We start from the raw sequence: 20,444 nt of genomic DNA, 5'->3' as shown, positions 1-20,444 counted from the left end.
GATCTCCCCCTACATCAGATAAGACGACAGGCCGCGCTTCAGGAACTTCCCCCGGCCCTTGCGGCCATGGTAGTTGCCGTCAGCCACGATCACCTCGCCGCGCGAGATCACTGTGCCCACCCGGCCCTGGATCTCGACCCCTTCGTACGCCGAGTAGTCCATGTTCATGTGATGGGTCTCGACCCCGATCCGCGTCGTGCCGTTCGGGTCGTAGATCACCAGGTCGGCGTCCGAACCGGGCTGGACGATGCCCTTCTGCGGGTACAGCCCGAACATCCGGGCCGGCGTCGTCGCGATCGTCTCCACCCAGCGCTCGAGCGAGATGTTGCCGTCGACAACACCCTGGAAGATCAGGTCGACGCGATGCTCCACGCCGCCGATGCCGTTCGGGATCTTGGAGAAGTCACCGATGCCCATCTCCTTCTGGTCCTTCATACAGAACGGGCAGTGGTCGGTCGACACGATCGCGAGATCGTTGCTCCGCAGACCCTTCCACAGGTCGCGGGCGTGCGACTCGTGCTTGCTGCGCAACGGCGTCGAGCAGACCCACTTCGCGCCTTCGAACCCAGGCGCGCCGAGCTGGTCCTCCAACGTCAGATACAGGTACTGCGGACAGGTCTCGGCGAACACATTGCGCCCGAGGTCCCGTGCCTCGGCGACCTTCGCCAGAGCCTGACTCGCCGACAGGTGGACGATGTACAGCGGGCAGTCCTGGGCGACCTCGGCCAGCGCGATCGCACGGTTCGTTGCCTCGGCCTCCAATGCGGCCGGGCGGGTGATGCCGTGGTAGATCGGATCCGTCTCGCCGCGTTCCAGGGCCTGCTGGACGAGGACGTCGATCGCGATGCCGTTCTCCGCGTGCATCATGATCATCGCGCCGTTGGCCCGCGCGGTCTGCATCGCCCGCAGGATCTGTCCGTCGTCGGAGTAGAAGACGCCCGGGTAGGCCATGAACAGCTTGAAACTGGTGATGCCCTCGTCGGCGACCAGCTGATCCATCGCCTTCAGCGCATCGGTGTCGACGCCGCCGAGGATCATGTGGAACGCGTAGTCGATATGGCATTCGCCCTCGGTCTTCGCGTGCCAGGCCGCCAGCCCGTCCTGCACGACCTCGCCGGTGCGCTGGATCGCGAAGTCGATGATCGTCGTGGTCCCGCCGAACGCCGCGGCGCGGGTCCCGGTGTCGAACGTGTCGCTGGCCGACGTACCGCCGAACGGCATCTCCATATGCGTGTGCGCGTCGATCCCGCCCGGGATCACATACTTGCCGGAGGCATCGATCACCTCGTCGGCGGTGACCGTCGGCGTGAACGACGGATCCAGCACGGCAACGATCTTCTCGCCCTCGACCAGCACGTCCGCGACCCGCGTCCCGGTCGGTCCGACGACGGTTCCACCCTTGACCAGCAAAGACATGTGCGTCCCCTTAAGGCTTCGTCAGGTCTCCGTAGCCGTCCGGGCGGCGATCGCGGTAGAACTGCCAGCGGTCCCGGACCGTGTCCAGCAGTCCGAGGTCCAGATCGCGGATGATCAGTTCCGGATCGTGGTCATGGCCGACGTCGCCGACGAACTTGCCCTCGGGGTCGACGAAGTACGACGTGCCGTAGAAGTCGTTCTCGCCGAACTCGGACTCGATCCCGACCCGGTTGATCGCGCCGATGAAGTACTCGTTCGCGACCGCGCTCGCGGGTTGCTCCAGCTTCCACAGGTACGCCGAGAGCCCGCGACTCGTGGCCGACGGGTTGAAGACGATCTTCGCGCCGGCCAGGCCGAGCGCGCGCCAGCCCTCCGGGAAGTGCCGGTCGTAGCAGATGTAGACGCCGATCCGCCCGACCGCGGTGTCGAAGATCGGGTACCCGAGGTTGCCCGGGCGGAAGTAGAACTTCTCCCAGAAACCCTTCACCTGCGGGATGTGGTTCTTCCGGTACTTCCCCAGATAGGTGCCGTCGGCATCGATCACGGCGGCGGTGTTGTACAGCACGCCCGGCTGCTCCTGCTCGTACACCGGGAGCACCATCACCATCCCGAGCTCCTGCGCCAGCGCGGCGAACCGCTCGGTCGTCGGGCCCGGCACGGACTCGGCGTACTCGTAGTACTCGGCGTCCTGCTTCTGACAGAAGTACGGTCCGTAGAACAGCTCCTGGAAACAGATCACCTTCGCACCGGCCGCAGCCGCCTGCCGCGCGTAGTCCTCGTGCGCCTTGATCATGGACTCTTTGTCACCCGTCCACGACGTCTGCACCAAAGCCGCCCTGACAACGTCTGCCACAAGACCTCCCCAAGTAGCCGAGCACTCATCCTCCATCCGACCCGGGAGAGAGTCAACGGACACCCCGGTCACCCCCGCCGTCAGAGAACGGGTCGCCGTCAACGGGCCGGTGGGTACCGCAGCGCATCAGTGGCATCGAGGCCGACGGCAGTCAGGTCGGCAGTCACCCTCCGGGTGAACGCACGGACGGACCGCTCCACCTCACCCCAGGACACCGGATCACTGGCGACATCAGGCACAAAGACCGAACCGAAAACCCATCCCGCTCCCTGTCTGCGGACGGTCAGCGCGCCCGGTTCCTCGAAGGACATCGAATCGAACACGAAGTCCCCTCGATCAGGCTGATCCAGCCACCTCAACAGGCTCCACGCCAACTCCACCACCGGAAACGATGGGTCCTCATACACCACCCGATCACCGTCAACCACCCGAAACCCGGCGTCCACTCCCGCCAGAACATCCACCGGCGCCCTACCCCGAACCTCGGTCAAGTCGAGCGCGTCATAAGTCAGCAGCACGTCTGCTCTCCGTATCGCCGGACAGGGACGGCGGAGCGGATCGGGACAAATCGTCGTCCAGCGGCAGGACGTGAATATTCAAGAGGAAGTCCCGCAACAACAAAAGGCTGTCCTGCACAGACATGTCTGGCAACTCGTCGAAATCCGCGAGGGTCACGTCGACCGAGAACATCCAGTCATGAGCGGATCCGAACAGCACCGCATCGCACCGAAGAAAGTCTCTGGATTTGAAGTTCTGCGCAAACAGCACCACACGTCGCACCGACCCCGCATTCTCTGCAAGCCATTGCGGGCGACCGTTAGCTCCGCGACCTGTTGTCGTGTTCTTCTGCATGAATCCCGACAGTTGCGAGACCGAGAGCTCCTTCGGCCTGGCCGGCACACGTCTGCCAGCCTCCCCAGTTACCGCCGGCAAGGTTCGCACAGAACGACGAAGCCGCCGAGAGCACCGCAGCACTGAGATCATTCGTCGAGTCCCGTCATGTAGATGTGCATGGCCTTGAGTCGCAACTGCCCCATCAGACCCTAGTAGACGCTGAGGTCGGAAAGCTCGAGGTTCGCGACCAGGTCGTCACCCCCGAGAAACAGCGGTACCCGGTAGCCGGCGCACTGATCCAGGCGCAGGGCGGACTCGTGCACGGCCATCCACTCGGCGTAGAAATTGGACGCGAGCGCCTCATCGGAGTACTCCACCACTTCGTCATCGTGGAAGGCCGACACCGGCACCGGTATCTCCAAAGCCTCACCGGTGCCCGGCTCGAGCATCATGACCTCAGGATCGTCACCGGCACCGCGCTTGTTGTCGCTGGCGAACTGCCGGCCGAGCCAATCGAATCCAAATAGTCGAACCTTCCCCCGAACTCGGGAAAAGCCGCCTCCGTGAACTGCGCAAGCAGCCTCCGCCGAGGCGTGCGTATGAACCCGGTACAGCCCGTGCTCGAAGGTGCACCCGCCGAGACGCGCCCGGACCAGTTGCGACACCGATCCCCCGGAGGTCTGGCCTCCGGAGGCCAGACGCCGCCTCCGTCATCCTGAACGTGGCACAGAACCGCTCCAACATCTTCGCGTTCACCTGGCAAATATCCCTTGCGCAGGACCTCCGTGACCTCGGGGTTGCCTTGCTTAACGCGGCAACCTTCCCGACGGCGGCCGCACGCTGCGCCGCCGTCCATCCCGACAGCCTCTCGTAGGCACGATGGTTCTGGCCGTCAGTCCGTGCTCGAAACCAGCCGATCACCCTCGTCGTACGCCGACGTCGTGGTGCCGGCGTCCGGATCGGCGCTCTGGACCTTCCGGCCGCGCAGGTCGTATGTGTACGTCCAGACACCACCGGCCCCCTGCATCCGGGTCATCCGCCCGGCCAGGTCGAACGTGTAGGTCGTGTCGTCCGGCGTACCGGTGGCCGCGTTCCCGTCGTACTCACGTCGCTCCACCACCTGGCCGCGCGCATCGGTGACGTCAGCGGGTCAACGAAGTTGCAGCAAGTGACAGTCTTCGCCGGCAGCACTGGCGTTAGGCCCGAAACCGTGCATGCGGCTGGTCAGAGGGTGAGAGTGCGGGGTGCGGCGCGGAGGACGTGGCCGCCGACTGTGGCGTGGGTTGGGGGTTCGTGGGTGGTGTAGAGGTGGGAGCCGGCGCCTTGGATGGCGTGGAGGTTGCGGCCTAGTTGGGCTGTTAGTTGGGTGACGGCGGAGCCGGTGGCCTCGTCTTCTAGGACGCCCATTGCGGGGGCGAAGGCTCGGGCGCGGATGATGCCGTGGGGCTCGTCGAGCCAGGACCACAGGTAGGTGTGGCCGGCGTCGTACGACGTGGGATCGGCGGCGAGGACTGCCTCGGGTGAGGCGAGGTGGTGCCACTCCCAGGTGCTACCCCAGGTCGTGTCGGCGCGGACGGAGAAGAGGTCGTCGCTGCGGGTGACTGCGATGGGGCCGACGGGGACGTGGAGGGTGTCGACGGGGTGGCCGGTTGAGTGAAGCCAGGCGGCTGCGCCGACGGTTGGGTGGCCGGCGAAAGGCATCTCGCCAGTGGCGGAGTAGATGCGGAGGGTGCCGGTCGCCGCGTGGTCGACGTACACGGTTTCGCTGTAGCCGAGGGCGGCGGCCACCGTCTGGCGGTCGGGCTCGGGGACGAGCGCGCCGTCGACGATGCCGAGGGGGTTACCGAATCGGCCGTCGGGGTCGGTGAAGACCCGGACGACCTCGACGTGCAGGTCGGTCAACTACAGGACTGCGATTGCGGCGATCACTGCGATCAGCAGTACCGCGGCGCCGATGACGGCGAGCACGCGGCCGTTGATCTTGGGATCGCGGGTCGTCTCGGTCGCGCCCTCGTTGACGAACGCGCGGAACATCTGCGTGTTCGCGCCCGGGTCCTGCTCGTTCTCCAGGTTCTGCATGTTCTGCGGGACGTTCTGGTCAGCCATGGGCCAAGACCCTACCTGCCGCTGGGATCGGCCCGGCAGACCACCCGCTGAAGCCTCACACAGACCTGATGTACCATTTGGTACATGCGCTTCGATCATTCCAGCACGATCCAGGCCTCGCCAGAGCGGGTCTGGGAGGTTTTCAGCGATGTCGAGCGGTGGCCCGACTGGACCCCGACCGTCGATTCCGTCGAGCGGCTCGACGCGGGCCGCATCCACATCGGCGCCCGCACCCGCATCCGCCAGCCCAAGCTCCCGGTCGCCGTCTGGGAGGTGACCGAGCTGAAGGACGGCGAGTACTTCGAATGGGTCTCGAAGGCGCCCGGGATCAAGACGACCGGCGGGCACCGCGTCATCCAGACCCCGGAAGGCACGGTCGCGACCGCGACGATCATCCAGGAAGGTCCGCTCGGCTGGCTCTTCGGCAGGCTGTACGCCGGCCTGACCAGGCGCTACATCGCCACCGAGACGGCCAAGTTGAAGGAGATCAGTGAGTCGCGACAGTCTGCTGGCTGACGCGGTCGACCATTTCGCCCGGAACGGGATCGGCGACGCCAGCCTGCGCAGTATCGCGACCTCGGTAGGCACCAGTCACCGGATGCTGATCTACCACTTCGGCTCGCGCGAGGGGCTGCTCGCCGAGGTGGTCCGCACGGTCGAGCAGCAACAGCGCGACCTGCTGGCCGAGGTGCTGGCGACCGATCTCCCGATCGCGGAGCAGAGCGAGCTGTTCTGGCGCCGGGTCACCGAGGCGGCGCTGATCTACGGTCCGCTGTTCTTCGAGCTCAGCGCGCACGCGATGCAGGACCTGCCGCACACCGAGTCGCTCAAGGCGGATCTGATCAACGTCTGGTTGCCGCCGCTGATCGAGCTTTGCATCCGCGCGGGGCTCCCGGCGGACGAGGCACCGGCGTACGCGCGGCTCGGTCTGGCGGCGTCGCGTGGCCTGCTGTTCGACCTGCTGCTGACCGGCGATCGCGCGGGCGTCGACGAGGCGTCCGCGCTCCTCAACCGGCTGTTCAGTCTCCCGGTTGAGTAGGCGTCTCCACCCAGCCGGCCACGATCGGCAGCCGCGACTCCCGCAGTACAGCGGTGAACGCGAACGGCCTGTCCAGCGCGAGCTCGAGCCGGCGCTGCTTGGTCGTGATCATCGCGGCGCGGGTCATCGCCATCGCGGTCACGGCGGCGGCCTCGAACCCGGTCGCGAAGAACCGGGCGAGCACCTTCTGCTTCGCCTGGCCGACACGAAGTGGCGTCGGACTGAGCGCGCTGAAGTGTCCGTGATCGCCGGGATCCGAGGTGACGGCGGTCAGGCCGAACAGCTCGCGGGACTGCATCAGGTCGTGCTCGACCTCGACACTGAACGACGGCAACGCCACCTTCAGATCCGGCCGCGCCGACGTCGTCTGCCCGATCCGCAACCCCGGGCCTGGCTCGTCGTCGTCGATCAACCGACTGCCTGGTACGCCGTCGTTCGGGTGAGCCGCGGCTTCGAGCAGGCCCGCAAGTACGTCGCCATCGCCGATGCCCAGCAGCACGTCGACATCGGCATCACCCTGCACCGTGACAACAGTCAGGTCGCCATACCGGCGTACGGCGTCCAGGTCTGAGTCGACGCGCTCCAGCCAGTGCCACGAACCTGCCCACGGGCCGTTCGGCACGTGCCGCACCTGCTCGGTGAACGGGCGGACCCACGTCGTACGCAGCAGCAGAGCCGACGCGAGCACGAGGAGTACGTCGGGGTCGATCTCGAGTGGCATCTCGCGGATCAGGTCGTCGGTGTGCTCGGCGGCCCACGCGTCGAGCTTCGGTTTGTCCACGGACGGGTTGCCGGTGAGCATGCCGACGAGCGGCGCGGGCATCACGGCATCGAACGACTCCGCGAGCTTCAACTGCTCGCTCACCCATACCCCGAGCGCGGCGTGCAGGTCGGCGGAGTCTTCGATCGCCTCGATCAGCCGGATCGCGTCGGTCGAGCCCGTCGCCGCGTCCACCCCGGCGGCCGCGGCAAGCTCGCTCCGGCCGGGCTCGTCCGCTCCGGTCGCGAGCAGCGCAAGCAGCGGCCACAACCCGAGACCGGACACAACCGTGTTGCCCGCCGGGAGACTCCGGGCCCAGCGGGTGGTGAGGTCGTTGACTGCGCGCACGATGTCGGCGTCCATACCTCCACACTGCCACGCCGGTGGCTGTCGCGCGGATCTCCAGGCCATCACAATCGCGCGATCGCGGTGCGGCCCCGCGTACGACGGCCGAGAGCCGGCGATTGTGATGGCCTGGGGATCCGCAACCCCTCACACATCCCGACCCTGCGCCGTTCCATTCACATGAAGCGAACTGTCGAGCCCAAGGTCCTGTACTTCGGTACGCCCGTTGTCCTGATCAGCTCCCTCAACCCGGACGGCACTACGAACCTCGCGCCGATGTCGTCGGCGTGGTGGCTCGGGTACACCGCGATGCTGGGGATGGGGACGAGCGCGCAGACCGTGAAGAACCTCGTCGAGCGGCCGGAGATCGTGCTCAACCTGGTCGACCCGGACATGGTCGCCGCGCTCGACCGGATCGCCCTGCTGACCGGGTCGCAGCAGATGTCCGACGCGAAGCGGGCGCGCGGCTACCGGTACGAGCCGGACAAGTTCGCCGCCGCCGGCCTGACCCGCGAGCCGAGTGGAGCAGGCCCCGACTCCGTCCTCGAGAGCCCGATCAACCTCGAAGGCAGAGTCGTGGCGATCAACGAGATCGGCGGGCCGGACTCGCACCTGTGCTCGCTGGAGATGAAGGTCGAGCGCGTGCGGGTACGCGAGGACCTCCTGATGAGCAATGACCGCTACATCGACCCGCTGCGGTGGGATCCGCTGATCATGAAGTTCACCGAGTACTTCGCCGGCGGGAGCCCGACGTACGCATCCTCGCTCGCCCGCGGCTGGCAGATGCCGCCGATGCCGATCCCCGTCGGGTCAGGCGACTGACGTCAGCTCCGGATCGCCGGACTCCACCGCGCGCGGGGTCCGGCGCCGGATGACCGTGCAGGCCATGCCGCCGATCACCAGCACCGCGGCAATCCCCTGCTGCAGCCCGACGGCCTCGCCGCGCAGTACCCAGGCTGCCGACATCCCGACGATCGGCACGAGCAGCGAGAACGGCGCGACCGTGCTCGCGTCGTACTGCCGGAGCAGGTAGCCCCACACCCCGAAGCCGAACAGCGTGGCCCCGAAGGCGAGGTACGCGATCGCGCCGATGCCGCTCAGGTCGATGTCGCGCAGCGCGTCGACGTCGGCCCGCGGTCCTTCGGTGATCAGCGACAGGATCAGCAGGGGTACGACGGCGACCGCGCTCACCCAGACCATGAAGCGCAGCGTGTCCGGCGGCTTGGCGTACCGGGTGATCGTGTTCGACACACCCCAGAAGCCGGCCGCCACGATGACGAGAACGAGCGCGCCGAGCGGGGCCGACAGCTTGCGGTCGAGCACGATCAGCGCGATCCCGACGCAGGCGATCACGATGCCGGCGAGCTGCGCCGGCCGCGGGCGCTCCCGCAGTACGGCGATCGCGAACAGGACCGTGAAGATCACCTGGGCCTGCAGGACGAGTGACGACAGGCCGGCCGGTACGCCGTGATCCATCGCGATGAACAGCAGGCCGAACTTCGCCACGCCGAGCGCGAGCCCGACGCCGACGACGTACCGCCAGGGGACGCGGGGTTTGCCGAGCAGGAAGATCGCCGGTACGGCGGCGAAGAAGAACCGCAGCGCGGACAGCAGGAGCGGCGGCACACCCTCCAGACCGACCTCGATGATGACGAAGTTGATGCCCCAGACAACGACGACGGCGAGTGCGAGGAGCAGGTCACGAGGCTTCATACGGTCCAGTGTGGGTGGCGGTACACTTAAGGACCAGCACCGATTTCTACCGCCTTCAATGTAGGAGTGCTACATGATCGATCTCGGTCGGCTCCGCGCGTTGCACGCGGTCGCGCAGTACGGATCGGTCAACCGGGCGGCCGAGGTGCTCGGCTACACACCCTCCGCGGTGTCGCAGCAGCTGGCGAAGCTGGAGCGCGAGACGCGGACGACGCTGATCGAGCGGCAAGGGCGCGGGATCGTGCTGACCGACGCGGCCCAGCAGCTCGCGTCGACGGCGGCCCGGATTCTCGCGCTGGTCGAGGACGCCGAGCTGACGCTGGACGAGCAGCGCGGGCAGGCGATCGGGACGCTCAGCATCGCTGCCTTTCCGACCGCGGCGCGCGGGCTGCTGCCGGCGGCGCTGGTGCGGCTGCTCCACGATCACGGCGGGCTGGATATTCGCGTCCGGGAGACCGATCCGTTCGAGGCAGTGGCGGCAGTCAACCGCGGCGAGATCGATGTGGCGGTCGTGCACGACTGGCACAACACACCACTCGCCTTGCCGGAAGGTTTGTCGCGGGCGAAGCTCGGCACGGATCCGGCCGACGTACTGGTGCCGGCATCGCATCGCCTTGCCGGCAAGGAGTTTGTGCGCGCGGAGGACCTGGTCGGTGAGCGCTGGATCTGCCAGCCGGCCGGTTCGATCTGCCATGAGTGGCTGATCCGGACGATGCGTCGCGCGGGCGTCGAGCCGGACGTCGCGTACTCGGTCGCGGAGTACCAGACCCAGCTCGCAATGCTTGCCCGCGGCATCGGCATCGGCCTGCTCCCACGCCTCGGCCGCGGTCCGGTCCCCGACGGCGTGGTCGTCGTACCCCTGCAGCCCGCGCCGACTCGTCGCCTGTACGCCGTCTGGCGGACGACCACGTCGCGCCGCCCAGCTATCGCGGTCACGCTCGCGACCCTGAAAGCCGCCTGGCCGGACCGCGACACCGCCTGATCAGGCGTGATCGACGATCTGCCGGAGCTTGGTCTCGGTCTCCTCGTCGAGCGCCGTGTACACGGTCACGCGCAACGGCCCGACCGGCGACAGCCACAGGTTGATCGGATCGATCCGCAGGATCCCGAACCCGTCGATCTCCAGCATCTTCGTCCGGGTGCTCGGCGCCGCGACGTCGTACCGCTCCCACAGTTCGGCGAAGTACGGCGACACCCTGAGCAGGCTCTGGATCAGGTCCTGCCAGAGCGCGTCGCCGAGGTGGTCGGCCGATGCCGCGCGGAACGCCGCGACCATGTGGTGCTTGGTCGCCTCGGCGTCGACGAAGCTGCAGTTCCAGTCGTTCGAGGCGAAGTTCAGCCAGAGCAGGTTCCGGTCCTCGACCGGCACCTTCTCCAGATCGATGATGACCCGGCAGTACGCCTCGTTGAAGGCGAGGATGTCGTAGCGCTTGTTCAGCACCACCGCCGGGTACGGCGAGACCGCATCGAGGGTCTTCTGCGCCGACGGCGGCACCGCCGAGCAAACTCCCGGCGCCGGACCGGACCGGCTCCCGGCAAGCCGGTACAGGTGGCTGCGCTCCTGCCGGTCGAATCGCAGCGCCGTCGCGATCGCGTCCAGGACCTGCGCGGACACGTTGATGTCGCGGCCCTGCTCGAGCCAGGTGTACCAAGTGACCCCGACCCCGGCGAGCAGCGCGACTTCCTCGCGGCGCAGTCCCGGCGTACGCCGTCGGCCGCCCGGCGCGAACCCGACCTCGTCCGGCCTGATGCGCTCGCGCCGGCTGCGCAGGAACACGCCGAGCTCCCGCCGCTCGGCAGTCACGGTTCTGTCGGTGGCGGCTGGGACAGTGGTCATGGTTCCATCATGGGCACAGATCGAGCCTGGTGCCAGGTGCTGCGAGTAATAGGATAACCAGGCTCTCACCACCAGGCTCCGATCGCGTTCAGGCTGGACGCATGACAGACCAGCTCCAAGCCGCCACCACCGGAGCGCCCGCCCGGCCGCAGGCCGTCGCGTCGCCGCTGAAGCCGGTGGCCCTCACGACTCTCATCTTCGGCGCCTTCCTGCCGATGCTCTCCTTCTTCGTCATCAACGTCGCCCTGCCCGCGATCGGCTCCGACCTGCGGGCGTCCTCCGGCGAACTCCAACTGGTGGTCGGCAGCTACGGCATCGCCGTCGCCACCCTGCTCGTGGTCGGCGGTCGCCTCGGCGACACGTTCGGACGCAAACGCCTGTTCCTGATCGGCCTGGTCGGCTTCACCGTGATGTCGCTCATCTGCGCCATCGCCCCGACCATCGGCGTCCTTCTGGTCGCCCGCGTCGTCCAGGGCGCTGCCGGCGCCGCCGTCACCCCACAGGTGCTGGCGACGATCACCAGCCTGCTCACCGGCGAGCACCGCGCCCGCGCCATGGCCATGTACGGCGTGGCGGGCGGCGCCGCTGCGGCGTTCGGTCAGATCGTCGGCGGCGTACTGGTCGAGGCGAACGTGTTCGACCTCGGCTGGCGGGCCGTGTTCCTCGTCAACGTGCCGGTCGGCATTGTGGGCGTGGCCGCGGCGATCCGGCTGATCCCGGAGACCAAGGCAGCCAAGGCTCAGCGGGTCGACCTCGTCGGAGCCGCACTGCTCGCGCTGACGCTCGTGCTCCTGCTTCTGCCACTCACCGAGGGCAGGCCGCTCGGCTGGCCGCTGTGGACCTGGCTCTGCCTGGCGGCGACGATTCCGGCCGTCCTGCTACTCGGCGCACACCAGCACCGGTCCGAGCGGTCCGGACTGTCTCCACTGATTCCCCCGACTGTGCTGCGGTTGCGGGCGATGCGGATCGGCCTGCTGCTGGCAGTAGCGTTCTTCACCACGTTCGGCGGCTTCATGTTCGTGTTCGCGATCGCCACCCAGGGTGAGGCGCACATGTCCCCGCTGGAAGGCGGTCTGAGCCTGCTGCCGATGGCGGTCGGGTTCCTGATCACCTCGATCTACGGACCGCGTCTGCAGGTCCGGTACGGCGCCGGCCTCATCGTGCGCGGCTGGATCATCCAGGGCATCGGGTACGCCGTACTCGCGGTCGCGGCGCTCACCCTGTGGCCGGACGTGAACCCTCTGAAGCTCGCCCTGCCGATGCTGATCGCCGGCTTCGGCTCTGGCCTGGTCATGGTTCCGCTGATGGGTGTCGTGCTCAGTCAGGTCCCCCCTGCGCAGGCAGGCCTCGGCAGCGGCATCCTGCTCACCAGCCAGCAGACCTGCCTGGCTCTTGGCGCCGCCACGGTCGGCACCGCCTACCTGTCGCTGGCCGGTGGTTCCTGGGGCCAGGGCGGCGCGTTGGCCGCAGTAGCTCTGGCCATCACCGTGATCTCGCTACTGATGACCCCGGTCACGCACCAGCTGCGGTCCAGTGGGCAGGGCGCGTAACAGCGTCGGGAAGTCTGGTGGAGTGGTCGCCTCGCGCGGCGTTGATCTGGGACTGGGTGAGGAACAAGGCACCCCTCAGGTCGGCGCCGCGCAGGTCTGTGTCCCGCAGGTCCGCACCGATGAGGTCGGACTGGCGCAGGTCTGCTTCGCGGAGATCGGCGCCGATCAGGTAGGCACCGCGAAGGTTGGCTTTGGCGAGGTCGGCGCCGCGCAGGCGGGCTCCGATCAGGTCGGCGCCGCGGCGTTCCTTCTTCTTGCTCTGTTTGCCGCGGACGCGTTGGCTGGTCTTGAGGAGCAGCTCGTTCACGGCCGCACGCTCGGCGTTCACGTCGACGGTTGTGAGGTCCGGCGTGCGGCTCACGTCCTCGAGGTGGGCGATCGCCTCGCGCGCGGCCTCGTCGTACTCGAGGACCTGGTCGAGATACCAGAGCAGCTCGTGCAGCTGGCGGAGGATCGGGAGGGCCGCGAACATCTCCGGAGCGGACTGTCCGCGGCTGGTGATCGCCTGACCGGCGCCGAAGCAGTCGTACACCGTGCAGCCCTGGAAACCCTTGCTGCGCAGGTCTTTGTGGATCGTGCAGCGGAAGTCGTCACTGAGATTCGGGCACGGCTCACCCGCGGGCTTGTCCAGCGCGAAGTCCGCCGACTTCGTGAAGGTCAGCGCGATGCAGCACAGGCCGACGCAGTTAGCGCAGTCGGCGCGGAGTTCAGTTCTGCTCTGCAACCGTGTGGCCGGTACGGCGCCAGCGGATGCCGGCCTCGATGAACTCGTCGATCTCACCGTCGAAGACCCCGGACGTGTTGCCGGACTCGAACTGCGTCCGCAGGTCCTTCACCATCTGGTACGGATGCAGGACGTACGACCGCATCTGGTCGCCCCACGAGCCCTGCACGTCACCGCGCAGCGCGTCGATCTGGGCCCGCTCCTCGGCCTTCTTCAGCGCGAGCAGCTTGGCCTTCAGGATGACCATCGCGGAAGCCTTGTTCTGCAGCTGGGACTTCTCGTTCTGGCAGGAGACCACGGTGCCGGTCGGGATGTGCGTGATCCGGACCGCGGAGTCGGTCGTGTTGACGCTCTGACCACCCGGACCGGACGACCGGTACACGTCGATCCGCAGTTCCTCTTCGGGTACGTCGATCTCGTCGGTCTGCTCGAGCACCGGGACAACCTCGACCGCGGCGAACGAGGTCTGCCGGCGGCCCTGGTTGTCGAACGGCGAGATCCGGACCAGCCGGTGCGTACCCGACTCCACACTCAGCGTGCCGTACGCGTACGGCGCCTTGACCCCGAACGTGGTCGACTTGAGCCCGGCCTCTTCGGCGTACGACGTGTCGTAGACCTCGGTCGGGTAGCCGTGGCGCTCGGCCCAGCGCAGGTACATCCGCTGCAGCATCTCGGCGAAGTCCGCCGCGTCCACACCGCCCGCGCCGGAACGGATCGTGACCAGCGCCTCGCGCTCGTCGTACTCACCGGACAGCAGCGTGCGGACCTCGAGGGACTGGATCGACTTGGCCAGCGAGCTGAGCTCCTTCTCCGCCTCAGCGATGGTGTCCGCGTCGTTCTCCTCGCGGGCGAGCTCGACCAGGATGCCGAGGTCGTCGACCCGGCTGCGCAGGGCGCTCACCCGCTCGACGTCGGCCTGCAGGCTGGAAAGCCGCGACGTCACCTTCTGCGCGTTCGCCTGGTCGTCCCAGAGGTCAGGCGCAGCGACCGCCTCGCCGAGGTCGTCGATCTCCTTGCGCAGTGCGGGGAGATCAAGCACTTTCTCGATCGAGGTCATCGTCGCGTCGAGCTGCTTCAGCTCCGCGTCAAAATCCAGTCCAGCCACAACGAAACAGCGTACCTCAGCCGAGACCTCGACGAAGAACGGCGAAGACCTGGGTAACCGCCTGCTCGAGTTCGGTTTGGGCCGTGGCGAGCTCCGCGGGTGAAGCATCGTCGGCCAGGATGCGCATCAGCTGTTCCTCGAGCACCTTCTGCGCGGCGGCGTACTGCGCTGCGATCAGCCGGTTGCGCAGGTGATCCGGGGCGCGTTCGTCGAGCGCCGCGGTGAGCGTGGTCTCGAGTTCGGCGGCCTGCAACCGGCGCCGGGCCTCCAGCGCCGGGCTGTTCTCGATCGTGCGGACGAACTGCTTCCAAGTCGCCAGATGCCCGACCTCGAACCGATCCCGCGTGCCGGCCAGGTAGTGCGCCTCGAGCAGATCGATCGGATCCGCATCCGCCGACGCCTCCCGGATCGCCAGCGCCGGCCCCAGCCACCACCCCGACTCGTCGAAGAACAGATCCTCCTTGGCCGGGAAGTGGTTGAACACGGTCTGTACGGCGACATCGGCCGCGCGCGCCACCTCCGCAACAGTGACCGCGTCGAACCCGCGCTCGAGGAACAGCCGCGTGGCCACGTCCGAGATGGCGTGCCGCGTCTGCTGCTTCTTGCGCTCCCGCCGTCCGAGCTCCATTGCACCGAGCGTAGGGCATCTGCTTTACTGATTCCAATCATGTAGTCACTACATCTTTGGAGCACATCCAATGACTATCCTCGTCACCGGCGGCCGCGGCGCGATCGCCCGCGCCGTCACCGCCGGCCTGATCGCCTCCGGACACGACGTCCGCGTCGCCAGCCGGGAGCCCTCCGCTCTCCCGTCGGCCGTCGGCTACGACCCCGCCGACCCGGCACCCGCTCTCCGCGACATCAGCCAGGTCTTCCTGTACTCCGACCCGTCGACGGCACCTGCCTTCGCCGCAGCGGCCGAGTCGGCCGGAGTGAAGCAGGTCGTGCTGCTCTCGTCGCTGTCCTCACTCGGCGGACCCGACGATCCGCACGCGAAGACCGAGCAGGTGATCGCCAACGGGTCGTATGCGACGACCCGCCTGCAGCCCGGTGCGTTCATGAGCAACGCGAAGTACTGGGCACATCAGGTCCGCGCGACCGGTCAGATCCGGCTGCCGTACCTCGACGCCGAGGAGGCGCCGATCCACGAGCAGGACATCGCCGACGCGGCACTCCGCATCCTCCTCGACGGCCCCGGCAACGCGCATGACGGTCGCGGCTATCCGCTCACCGGCCCGGAGTCGATGACCCGCCGCCACCAGATCGGCCTGATCACCGCGACCACCGGCGTACCGATCGAGGCCGTCGACCTCACGCCCGATGAGGCGCGTGCCGAGATGCGGATGCGCGACGAGGGTCAGCGCGAGACGCTGCTGGCCTACTGGAAGTCCCGCGTGGGCTTACCCCAGCGCATCGAGCCCGGCGTCGAACTCCTCACCGGCCACACCGGCCGGACCTTCACCACCTGGCTCGTGGACAACCCCGGGCTGTTCTGAGCTCAGCGGATCGGGACGATCGCGGCGGCTTCGGCGGAGAGATCGGTCGAGGTCGGGAAGCCTGGCGGGTGGAAGGGGAGGTTCGCGGTGGAGGTCAGCCTGACGGTGACCGTCGTACCTTCGACGTCGACGGACCAGCCCAGACTGTCGAATCTGTTGCTGGCGGCAACTTCATTGAGGTAGTCGGCGGTCAGGCGGGCGGCTTGGTCCGGGTCGATCGCCGCATTGCCGCCCGCGCCGGGCTGGGCATAGACGGCGGCCAGGCCGTTGGCGGCCGCGAGGACGGCGCCGTCGGCGGTCGCGTCGAGGTCGCGGCGGACCAGGAAAGCCTTCGAGATGTCGGTCACCACGACGATCATCAGCAGGATGACCACGGTGAACCCGATGATCAGGACGGTCATCTGCCCGTCTTCTCCCCGACGCCGGCTCATCCGTTGCCCTTGGCTTCGCGGTAGTCGCCGAATGCCTCGGTGTGCGAGGCACTGATGCGGATCGCCGGCGGTTCGCCGCCGAGCGCGTCGGGGATCAGCGGCAGACGTACTTCGGTGTTGAGCGTGACGGTCACCGTCGACCCGGGCTGCAGACAGGCCGGGCTACAGGTGATCGTGAGCTCGTCGGTGCTGAGCTCCATCCCCTGGTCCTTCATCGCGAGCTTCGCGGCCTCGAACGCCCGCGATCGCGCCTCGTCCTCGGACACACCGTCCGGCACGATGACGAAAGCCCGGCCGGCGGCGCGGGTCGCCGCGGTCGCGCCGTACGAGGCTCTCTGGACGTCGAAGACGCCGAGCATGAAGTACACCAACGGGACCATCAGCAGGATCGCCAGCCAGGAGAACTCGACGATCGCACTCCCGCGCTCGTCCCGCCGGCGCCTCATTCGCCCGTCTCCTTGACCGCGTGCCCTTGGACGCTGAACGAGATGCCCGGTCCCCACAGCCCGAGCGGCGGCATGTGTGCGTCGACGGTGACCTCGACGCCGGGCTGCCCGTCGACGTCGGTCGCCTCCGCCGACACCGAGTCGATCAACTGGTCCCGCACCACGCCGCTGATCAGCTCGCGGGTGCGTGCCTCACCGTCGGCCGGCTCCCGGTTGAGCACGGCCGCGTAGTGCGCGCCCTCGGAGGCTGCGGCGGTCACCGTGTTGCGTACGTAGAGAAACAGACCGACCTGCAGGATCCCGAGGAACAACGGCACCACGAGGGTCGAGACCAGGACGAAGTCGACAACCGCCGCGCCCCGCTCGCCACGGGCCCTGCGCATTACTTGTTGGAGACCGACGACAGCGCGTCCTTGAGCATGGTGGCGAGCTGCTCGCCGGCCACGCGCCAGATCACGACGACCAGGCCGGCCGTCATCACGGTGATCAGCACCCAGCCGGGGACGTCGCCGCGCTCTGTCCGCGCCGGGCGTGGCTTCAGCAGCAACGCCACGAACAGTCTCGTCAGGTGTAGGGACATGACCTCTCCTCGATTCATCCGGCGATCAGCCGGATTCCGACAGCGCCCGGGTAGAAGGCGAAGGCGATGGTCACCGGGAGGACCAGGAAGATCACCGGCACCATCATGGCTACTTCGCGGCGCGCGCCCGACTCGATCAGCTCACGGCGCCCCGCTTCCCGGATATCGGCGGCCTGCGCCCGCAGTACGTCGGCCAGCGGGGTGCCGCGCTCGAGCGCCACCGCCAGCCCGTCCGCGAAGCGCGAGAGCGCCAGCAATCCGGTGCGGTCCGCGAGCGCGTCGAGCGCGCGAACCAGTGACTCCCCCGCCCTGGTCTCCGCCAGGACCCGTTCCAGCTCGTCGGCCAGGTCGCCCCGGCATGATCGCGTCACCCGGTCGAGTGCCGCCGCCGGCCCCTCACCGGCCGCCACCGACAACGCCAAGAGCTCGGCAACCGTCGGCAACTCAGCAAGCAGGCGCCGCTCGCGGCGACGCACCTGTGAGGTCAGATAGGTGTCTCGGCCAAGCACTCCGACGACACCTAGAACCAAGCAGAACACCATCAGGGCAACCGGATCCCCGGTGTCGAACGCCGCCGCGATGATCGAGATCACCAGACCGGCGCCGAAAGCCAACGCTCCCCACAGCAACTGCTCGATCCGGAACTCTTCAACGGTCCGCTGGATCCCCGCTCGCTGCAGCCGCCGGCGGACCGTGTTCGCCCCGCCGAGGATCCGCTCGAGCCGGGCCGCGGCCGAACGCAGCGACGGCCCGAACAACCGCAGGATCGCGTAGAACGGCGACCGCGAATCGACCACGCCGACGAACACATCCGGCGCCCCGAGATCCCGCAGGTACGGCGAGATCCGCTCGTCGACCGTCGGTTTGCGCAAGAACGGCAACCGCAGTACGACGACGAGCAAGCCGGCGCCGAGCAAGGCACCGAGGAAACCGCCGACCAGCATCGGGCTCATCGCAGCACCCGCTCGGGCTCGGGCAGGCGGCCGATCCGCAGCATCAACCGGTACGCGAGCACGCAGATGACTGCACCGCCGGCGATGATCAGCGCACCGACTGGCGAGTTGTAGCGCTGGATCACGTCGCCCTGGAACGACAGCATCGCCAGCACCAGCCACGGTGCGGCGACCGCGACCCGAGCGCCGTTGACCGACCACGACTGTCGCGACTCGAGCTCGGACCGCGTCCGCGCATCGTCACGCAGGAACGTCGACAGCGATCGCAGCAGCCGACCGAGATCGCCACCGCCGACCTCGCGCGCGATCCGGAGCGCCTCGACCACGCGGTCGCCGACCGGGTCGGCCAATCGCGCCTTCAAGCGGTCGAGCGATTCGGCGAACCGGCCCGTCGACGCATAGTCCGCACCGAACCGCCGGAACGGCTCGCGCAGCGGCAACGGCCCGCGCTCGCCGACCTGAGCCAATGCCTCGGACAACGACAACCCGGCACGGACCGCGGATGCGACGTTGTCCACTACGTCCGGCCACAGCTCACGAAACTCCGCCAGCCGCCGACGAGCCCTCGACCGCACCAACGCGATCGGCAGCCAGCCCGCCATCAACCCGAACACCGCACCGACCGGCAAGGCCCTGGAGACGAGGAACATCAGCACGAACGCGGCGAGCCCGGTGATCACACAGGCACCCATGAAGGCACCCGGCGTCAGGCCCTCGATCCCTGCGCTCGCAAGCAATTCACGACTCCTGCGACGCAGCCGGCCGTCCGTGCCGGCCGCCGCTTCCGATGGCGACACGAACGCCGCGATGATCAGCAGCAGGCCGACCCCGAAGAACAGCCCGATCAGGAGTCCCATCAGCCCGCGCTCCGCGGCAACTCGGTGAGCAGTCCGGCCACGTTGTACCCGGCCTGCTGGAAGCGCTCCGCATGCGGCAGGTGTCCCTCGGCGCGGCGCAGGTACCCGTCGTACGTCACGAAGAGCGACTCGGTCTCGATTGCCTGCTCCTCGACCCGCCCGGTGACCGCGACGATCTCCCGCACGCGTCGATGTCCGTCCGCCGCAATCCCCAGGTGTACGACGATGTCGACGCACCCCGCCACGGTCGGCAGCACGAACCGGGAGCCGATGTTCTCACCGGCCAGCAGCGGCAGCGTGCACATCTTGGTCAGTGCTTCGCGGGCGGAGTTCGCGTGGATCGTGCACATGCCGGGGAGGCCGCTGTTCAGCGCGAGGAGCAGGTCGAGGCACTCCTCGCCGCGCACCTCGCCCACGATCACCCGGGACGGCCGCATCCGCAGCGACTCCTTGACCAGGTCGCGCAGCCGCACCTCGCCGGTGCCCTCGAGACCGGCCTGACGGGTCTGCATCGAGACCCAGTCGGGGATCGGCAGCTTGATCTCGAAGACCTCTTCGCAGCTGATCACCCTCTCGCTGCCGGGGATCGAACCGGCCAGCGCGTTGAGCATCGTGGTCTTGCCGGCCTGCGTGCCACCGGAGACCAGCACATTGAGGCCGACGGCAACAGATGCCTCGAGCACCGCGGCTGCGTGCGGCGTCAGCGAACCCAGCTGGACCAGGTCGGTCAGTCGGGTCGCGCGGACCGTGAACTTGCGGATGTTGATCGCCGCATACCGCTGGGTGATGCCGCCGAGGACGATGTGCACCCGGCTCCCGTCCGGCAGGCGCGCGTCGGTGAACGGCTGTGACACGTCGATCCGGCGGCCGGTGGTCTTGAGCATCCGCTCGACCAGATCGCTGACCTCCTCCTCGGTCAGAACTGTCGTGGTCAGCTCGTGCCGGCCCTCGCGGGCGATGAACACCCGGCTCGGCTCGTTGATCCAGATCTCTTCGACGCTGGGGTCGTCCAGGTAACGCTGCAGCGGCCCGAAGCCGGCGACCCGGTCGTGCACCTCACGGCTGACTGCCTCCACGTCGCCGATCGGCGGGACGACCCCGGTCAGGCTGCGCTCGTCGTACTCCTTCACGACAAGGGCGACGATCGCGCTCACCGAGCCGGGATCGCGGAGCGGGTCGATGCCTTCGCGGCGCACGACGTCGCGCACCTGGGCGTCGATCAGCTCGATGGCACCGTCCCAGCCGGATCGGTGCGCGTCGAGCCTGTCCGCTGTCATCGATCTCCCCGTGTGTGTCCCGTCTGGCGACCACGCGGTCACCATGCGCGACCATCCTTTCAATTCCGGGGCAGCCGGCGCCACTCGCGGAGGCGGCCCTGTGGATAACCGTGACACGCGGA

Annotated in this window: 27 protein-coding genes; 6 read left to right on the top strand and 21 right to left on the bottom strand. The window is 68.0% G+C overall.

The features are described 5' to 3' along the window. Positions 1-9: 9 nt before the first annotated feature. The 8 genes from hydA to EV645_RS16950 form a co-directional block, all read right to left on the bottom strand. Positions 10-1,416 carry a dihydropyrimidinase gene (gene hydA, locus EV645_RS16980; protein ID WP_130444811.1) on the bottom strand — a complete coding sequence of 469 codons (1,407 nt, stop codon included), beginning with the start codon at positions 1,414-1,416 and terminating at the stop codon, positions 10-12. A gap of 10 nt (positions 1,417-1,426) precedes the next feature. Next, positions 1,427-2,269 carry a nitrilase-related carbon-nitrogen hydrolase gene (locus tag EV645_RS16975; RefSeq protein WP_198681660.1) on the bottom strand — a complete coding sequence of 281 codons (843 nt, stop codon included), beginning with the start codon at positions 2,267-2,269 and terminating at the stop codon, positions 1,427-1,429. 98 nt (positions 2,270-2,367) lie between these two features. Further along, positions 2,368-2,787, bottom strand: coding sequence for a DUF7878 domain-containing protein (locus EV645_RS43550; protein ID WP_479684497.1), 420 nt, complete (start codon positions 2,785-2,787; stop codon positions 2,368-2,370). Then, a complete protein-coding gene (locus EV645_RS16970; RefSeq protein WP_130444810.1) occupies positions 2,771-3,121 on the bottom strand; it encodes a hypothetical protein in 351 nt (116 codons plus the stop codon). The genes EV645_RS43550 and EV645_RS16970 overlap by 17 nt, the downstream gene beginning before the upstream one ends. Positions 3,122-3,312: 191 nt before the next feature. Then, entirely contained in the window at positions 3,313-3,768 is a 456-nt protein-coding gene (locus EV645_RS16965) for a DUF1851 domain-containing protein (protein WP_130444809.1), read from the bottom strand. Between the two features lie 227 nt (positions 3,769-3,995). Beyond that, positions 3,996-4,220 carry a hypothetical protein gene (locus tag EV645_RS16960; RefSeq protein ID WP_130444808.1) on the bottom strand — a complete coding sequence of 75 codons (225 nt, stop codon included), beginning with the start codon at positions 4,218-4,220 and terminating at the stop codon, positions 3,996-3,998. A gap of 107 nt (positions 4,221-4,327) precedes the next feature. Continuing rightward, positions 4,328-5,005 carry a PhzF family phenazine biosynthesis protein gene (locus EV645_RS16955; RefSeq protein WP_130444807.1) on the bottom strand — a complete coding sequence of 226 codons (678 nt, stop codon included), beginning with the start codon at positions 5,003-5,005 and terminating at the stop codon, positions 4,328-4,330. Further along, on the bottom strand, positions 5,006-5,209 hold the full coding sequence (locus EV645_RS16950) for a hypothetical protein (protein ID WP_130444806.1): 204 nt from the start codon (positions 5,207-5,209) through the stop codon (positions 5,006-5,008). Between the two features lie 84 nt (positions 5,210-5,293). Here EV645_RS16950 and EV645_RS16945 point away from each other — a divergent pair, with 84 nt between their 5' ends. Next, positions 5,294-5,725: an SRPBCC family protein gene (locus tag EV645_RS16945; RefSeq protein ID WP_130444805.1), complete on the top strand. Its 432-nt coding sequence runs from the start codon at positions 5,294-5,296 to the stop codon at positions 5,723-5,725. Then, positions 5,700-6,248, top strand: a complete 549-nt coding sequence (locus EV645_RS16940; protein WP_130444804.1) for a TetR/AcrR family transcriptional regulator — start codon at positions 5,700-5,702, stop codon at positions 6,246-6,248. The genes EV645_RS16945 and EV645_RS16940 overlap by 26 nt, the downstream gene beginning before the upstream one ends. On the opposite strand, the gene EV645_RS16935 is transcribed toward EV645_RS16940, so the two are convergent. Then, positions 6,229-7,371, bottom strand: coding sequence for a serpin family protein (locus tag EV645_RS16935; protein ID WP_130444803.1), 1,143 nt, complete (start codon positions 7,369-7,371; stop codon positions 6,229-6,231). The two genes, EV645_RS16940 and EV645_RS16935, sit on opposite strands and share 20 nt — an antisense overlap. Positions 7,372-7,533: 162 nt before the next feature. Here EV645_RS16935 and EV645_RS16930 point away from each other — a divergent pair, with 162 nt between their 5' ends. After that, the gene (locus EV645_RS16930; protein ID WP_130444802.1) at positions 7,534-8,175 is read left to right on the top strand and encodes a flavin reductase family protein; all 642 of its coding nucleotides are present in this window, start codon (positions 7,534-7,536) and stop codon (positions 8,173-8,175) included. Here EV645_RS16930 and EV645_RS16925 read toward each other — a convergent pair. Next, positions 8,164-9,066 carry an EamA family transporter gene (locus EV645_RS16925; RefSeq protein WP_130444801.1) on the bottom strand — a complete coding sequence of 301 codons (903 nt, stop codon included), beginning with the start codon at positions 9,064-9,066 and terminating at the stop codon, positions 8,164-8,166. The two genes, EV645_RS16930 and EV645_RS16925, sit on opposite strands and share 12 nt — an antisense overlap. 73 nt (positions 9,067-9,139) lie before the next feature. On the opposite strand from EV645_RS16925, the gene EV645_RS16920 reads away from it, so the two are divergent. After that, complete coding sequence (locus tag EV645_RS16920) at positions 9,140-10,048, top strand: LysR family transcriptional regulator (RefSeq protein WP_130444800.1); 909 nt, start codon at positions 9,140-9,142, stop codon at positions 10,046-10,048. Here EV645_RS16920 and EV645_RS16915 read toward each other — a convergent pair whose 3' ends face one another. Next, positions 10,049-10,903 (bottom strand): helix-turn-helix transcriptional regulator, encoded by an 855-nt coding sequence (locus EV645_RS16915; RefSeq protein ID WP_130444799.1) that lies wholly within the window; start codon positions 10,901-10,903, stop codon positions 10,049-10,051. It abuts the gene before it with no gap. A gap of 101 nt (positions 10,904-11,004) precedes the next feature. Here EV645_RS16915 and EV645_RS16910 point away from each other — a divergent pair, with 101 nt between their 5' ends. After that, the gene (locus EV645_RS16910; protein ID WP_130444798.1) at positions 11,005-12,453 is read left to right on the top strand and encodes an MFS transporter; all 1,449 of its coding nucleotides are present in this window, start codon (positions 11,005-11,007) and stop codon (positions 12,451-12,453) included. Here the strand turns inward: EV645_RS16910 and EV645_RS16905 are convergent. From EV645_RS16905 to EV645_RS16895, 3 genes are read right to left on the bottom strand one after another with little or no spacing between them, the layout of a single operon-like run. Beyond that, complete coding sequence (locus tag EV645_RS16905) at positions 12,416-13,177, bottom strand: pentapeptide repeat-containing protein (protein ID WP_130444797.1); 762 nt, start codon at positions 13,175-13,177, stop codon at positions 12,416-12,418. The two genes, EV645_RS16910 and EV645_RS16905, sit on opposite strands and share 38 nt — an antisense overlap. Next, the gene (gene prfB, locus EV645_RS16900; protein ID WP_130444796.1) at positions 13,161-14,282 is read right to left on the bottom strand and encodes a peptide chain release factor 2; all 1,122 of its coding nucleotides are present in this window, start codon (positions 14,280-14,282) and stop codon (positions 13,161-13,163) included. Before prfB ends, EV645_RS16905 begins: the two co-directional genes overlap by 17 nt. Before the next feature lie 16 nt (positions 14,283-14,298). After that, positions 14,299-14,910: a TetR/AcrR family transcriptional regulator gene (locus tag EV645_RS16895; protein ID WP_130444795.1), complete on the bottom strand. Its 612-nt coding sequence runs from the start codon at positions 14,908-14,910 to the stop codon at positions 14,299-14,301. A 70-nt stretch (positions 14,911-14,980) separates the two neighbouring features. Between EV645_RS16895 and EV645_RS16890 the strand changes: the two genes are divergently transcribed. Beyond that, a complete protein-coding gene (locus EV645_RS16890; protein WP_130444794.1) occupies positions 14,981-15,778 on the top strand; it encodes an SDR family oxidoreductase in 798 nt (265 codons plus the stop codon). A 2-nt stretch (positions 15,779-15,780) separates the two neighbouring features. Here EV645_RS16890 and EV645_RS16885 read toward each other — a convergent pair whose 3' ends face one another. From EV645_RS16885 to EV645_RS16855, 7 genes are read right to left on the bottom strand one after another with little or no spacing between them, the layout of a single operon-like run. Continuing rightward, positions 15,781-16,179, bottom strand: a complete 399-nt coding sequence (locus tag EV645_RS16885) for a pilus assembly protein TadG-related protein (protein ID WP_130444793.1) — start codon at positions 16,177-16,179, stop codon at positions 15,781-15,783. 26 nt (positions 16,180-16,205) lie between these two features. Then, the gene (locus EV645_RS16880) at positions 16,206-16,655 is read right to left on the bottom strand and encodes a TadE/TadG family type IV pilus assembly protein (RefSeq protein WP_130444792.1); all 450 of its coding nucleotides are present in this window, start codon (positions 16,653-16,655) and stop codon (positions 16,206-16,208) included. Then, the gene (locus tag EV645_RS16875) at positions 16,652-17,038 is read right to left on the bottom strand and encodes a TadE/TadG family type IV pilus assembly protein (RefSeq protein WP_130444790.1); all 387 of its coding nucleotides are present in this window, start codon (positions 17,036-17,038) and stop codon (positions 16,652-16,654) included. Before EV645_RS16875 ends, EV645_RS16880 begins: the two co-directional genes overlap by 4 nt. Beyond that, positions 17,038-17,235, bottom strand: a complete 198-nt coding sequence (locus tag EV645_RS16870) for a hypothetical protein (protein WP_130444788.1) — start codon at positions 17,233-17,235, stop codon at positions 17,038-17,040. The genes EV645_RS16875 and EV645_RS16870 overlap by 1 nt, the downstream gene beginning before the upstream one ends. Positions 17,236-17,249: 14 nt before the next feature. Beyond that, positions 17,250-18,188: a type II secretion system F family protein gene (locus EV645_RS16865; RefSeq protein ID WP_130444786.1), complete on the bottom strand. Its 939-nt coding sequence runs from the start codon at positions 18,186-18,188 to the stop codon at positions 17,250-17,252. Then, on the bottom strand, positions 18,185-19,045 hold the full coding sequence (locus EV645_RS16860; RefSeq protein WP_130444784.1) for a type II secretion system F family protein: 861 nt from the start codon (positions 19,043-19,045) through the stop codon (positions 18,185-18,187). Before EV645_RS16860 ends, EV645_RS16865 begins: the two co-directional genes overlap by 4 nt. Next, the gene (locus tag EV645_RS16855) at positions 19,045-20,322 is read right to left on the bottom strand and encodes a TadA family conjugal transfer-associated ATPase (protein WP_130444783.1); all 1,278 of its coding nucleotides are present in this window, start codon (positions 20,320-20,322) and stop codon (positions 19,045-19,047) included. The genes EV645_RS16860 and EV645_RS16855 overlap by 1 nt, the downstream gene beginning before the upstream one ends. Positions 20,323-20,444 lie beyond the last annotated feature (122 nt).

It is taken from the genome of Kribbella rubisoli, from assembly GCF_004217145.1.
Taxonomy (GTDB): Bacteria; Actinomycetota; Actinomycetes; order Propionibacteriales; family Kribbellaceae; genus Kribbella; species Kribbella rubisoli.
Note: the sequence above shows the minus strand (reverse complement) of the source record. Positions and strands in the feature narration are given on the sequence as shown.

Coding starts and splice junctions, on each gene's coding strand:
- EV645_RS16860 (WP_130444784.1), bottom strand. CDS start 19,045: ATGGGACTCCTGATCGGGCTGTTCTTCGGGGTCGGCCTGCTGCTGATC.
- EV645_RS16865 (WP_130444786.1), bottom strand. CDS start 18,188: ATGAGCCCGATGCTGGTCGGCGGTTTCCTCGGTGCCTTGCTCGGCGCC.
- EV645_RS16930 (WP_130444802.1), top strand. CDS start 7,534: ATGAAGCGAACTGTCGAGCCCAAGGTCCTGTACTTCGGTACGCCCGTT.
- EV645_RS16895 (WP_130444795.1), bottom strand. CDS start 14,910: ATGGAGCTCGGACGGCGGGAGCGCAAGAAGCAGCAGACGCGGCACGCC.
- hydA (WP_130444811.1), bottom strand. CDS start 1,416: ATGTCTTTGCTGGTCAAGGGTGGAACCGTCGTCGGACCGACCGGGACG.
- EV645_RS16920 (WP_130444800.1), top strand. CDS start 9,140: ATGATCGATCTCGGTCGGCTCCGCGCGTTGCACGCGGTCGCGCAGTAC.
- EV645_RS16970 (WP_130444810.1), bottom strand. CDS start 3,121: ATGCAGAAGAACACGACAACAGGTCGCGGAGCTAACGGTCGCCCGCAA.
- EV645_RS16950 (WP_130444806.1), bottom strand. CDS start 5,209: ATGGCTGACCAGAACGTCCCGCAGAACATGCAGAACCTGGAGAACGAG.
- EV645_RS16855 (WP_130444783.1), bottom strand. CDS start 20,322: ATGACAGCGGACAGGCTCGACGCGCACCGATCCGGCTGGGACGGTGCC.
- EV645_RS16885 (WP_130444793.1), bottom strand. CDS start 16,179: ATGACCGTCCTGATCATCGGGTTCACCGTGGTCATCCTGCTGATGATC.
- EV645_RS16890 (WP_130444794.1), top strand. CDS start 14,981: ATGACTATCCTCGTCACCGGCGGCCGCGGCGCGATCGCCCGCGCCGTC.
- EV645_RS16925 (WP_130444801.1), bottom strand. CDS start 9,066: ATGAAGCCTCGTGACCTGCTCCTCGCACTCGCCGTCGTCGTTGTCTGG.
- EV645_RS16915 (WP_130444799.1), bottom strand. CDS start 10,903: ATGACCACTGTCCCAGCCGCCACCGACAGAACCGTGACTGCCGAGCGG.
- EV645_RS16870 (WP_130444788.1), bottom strand. CDS start 17,235: ATGTCCCTACACCTGACGAGACTGTTCGTGGCGTTGCTGCTGAAGCCA.
- EV645_RS16910 (WP_130444798.1), top strand. CDS start 11,005: ATGACAGACCAGCTCCAAGCCGCCACCACCGGAGCGCCCGCCCGGCCG.
- EV645_RS16945 (WP_130444805.1), top strand. CDS start 5,294: ATGCGCTTCGATCATTCCAGCACGATCCAGGCCTCGCCAGAGCGGGTC.
- EV645_RS16880 (WP_130444792.1), bottom strand. CDS start 16,655: ATGAGGCGCCGGCGGGACGAGCGCGGGAGTGCGATCGTCGAGTTCTCC.
- EV645_RS16935 (WP_130444803.1), bottom strand. CDS start 7,371: ATGGACGCCGACATCGTGCGCGCAGTCAACGACCTCACCACCCGCTGG.
- EV645_RS16875 (WP_130444790.1), bottom strand. CDS start 17,038: ATGCGCAGGGCCCGTGGCGAGCGGGGCGCGGCGGTTGTCGACTTCGTC.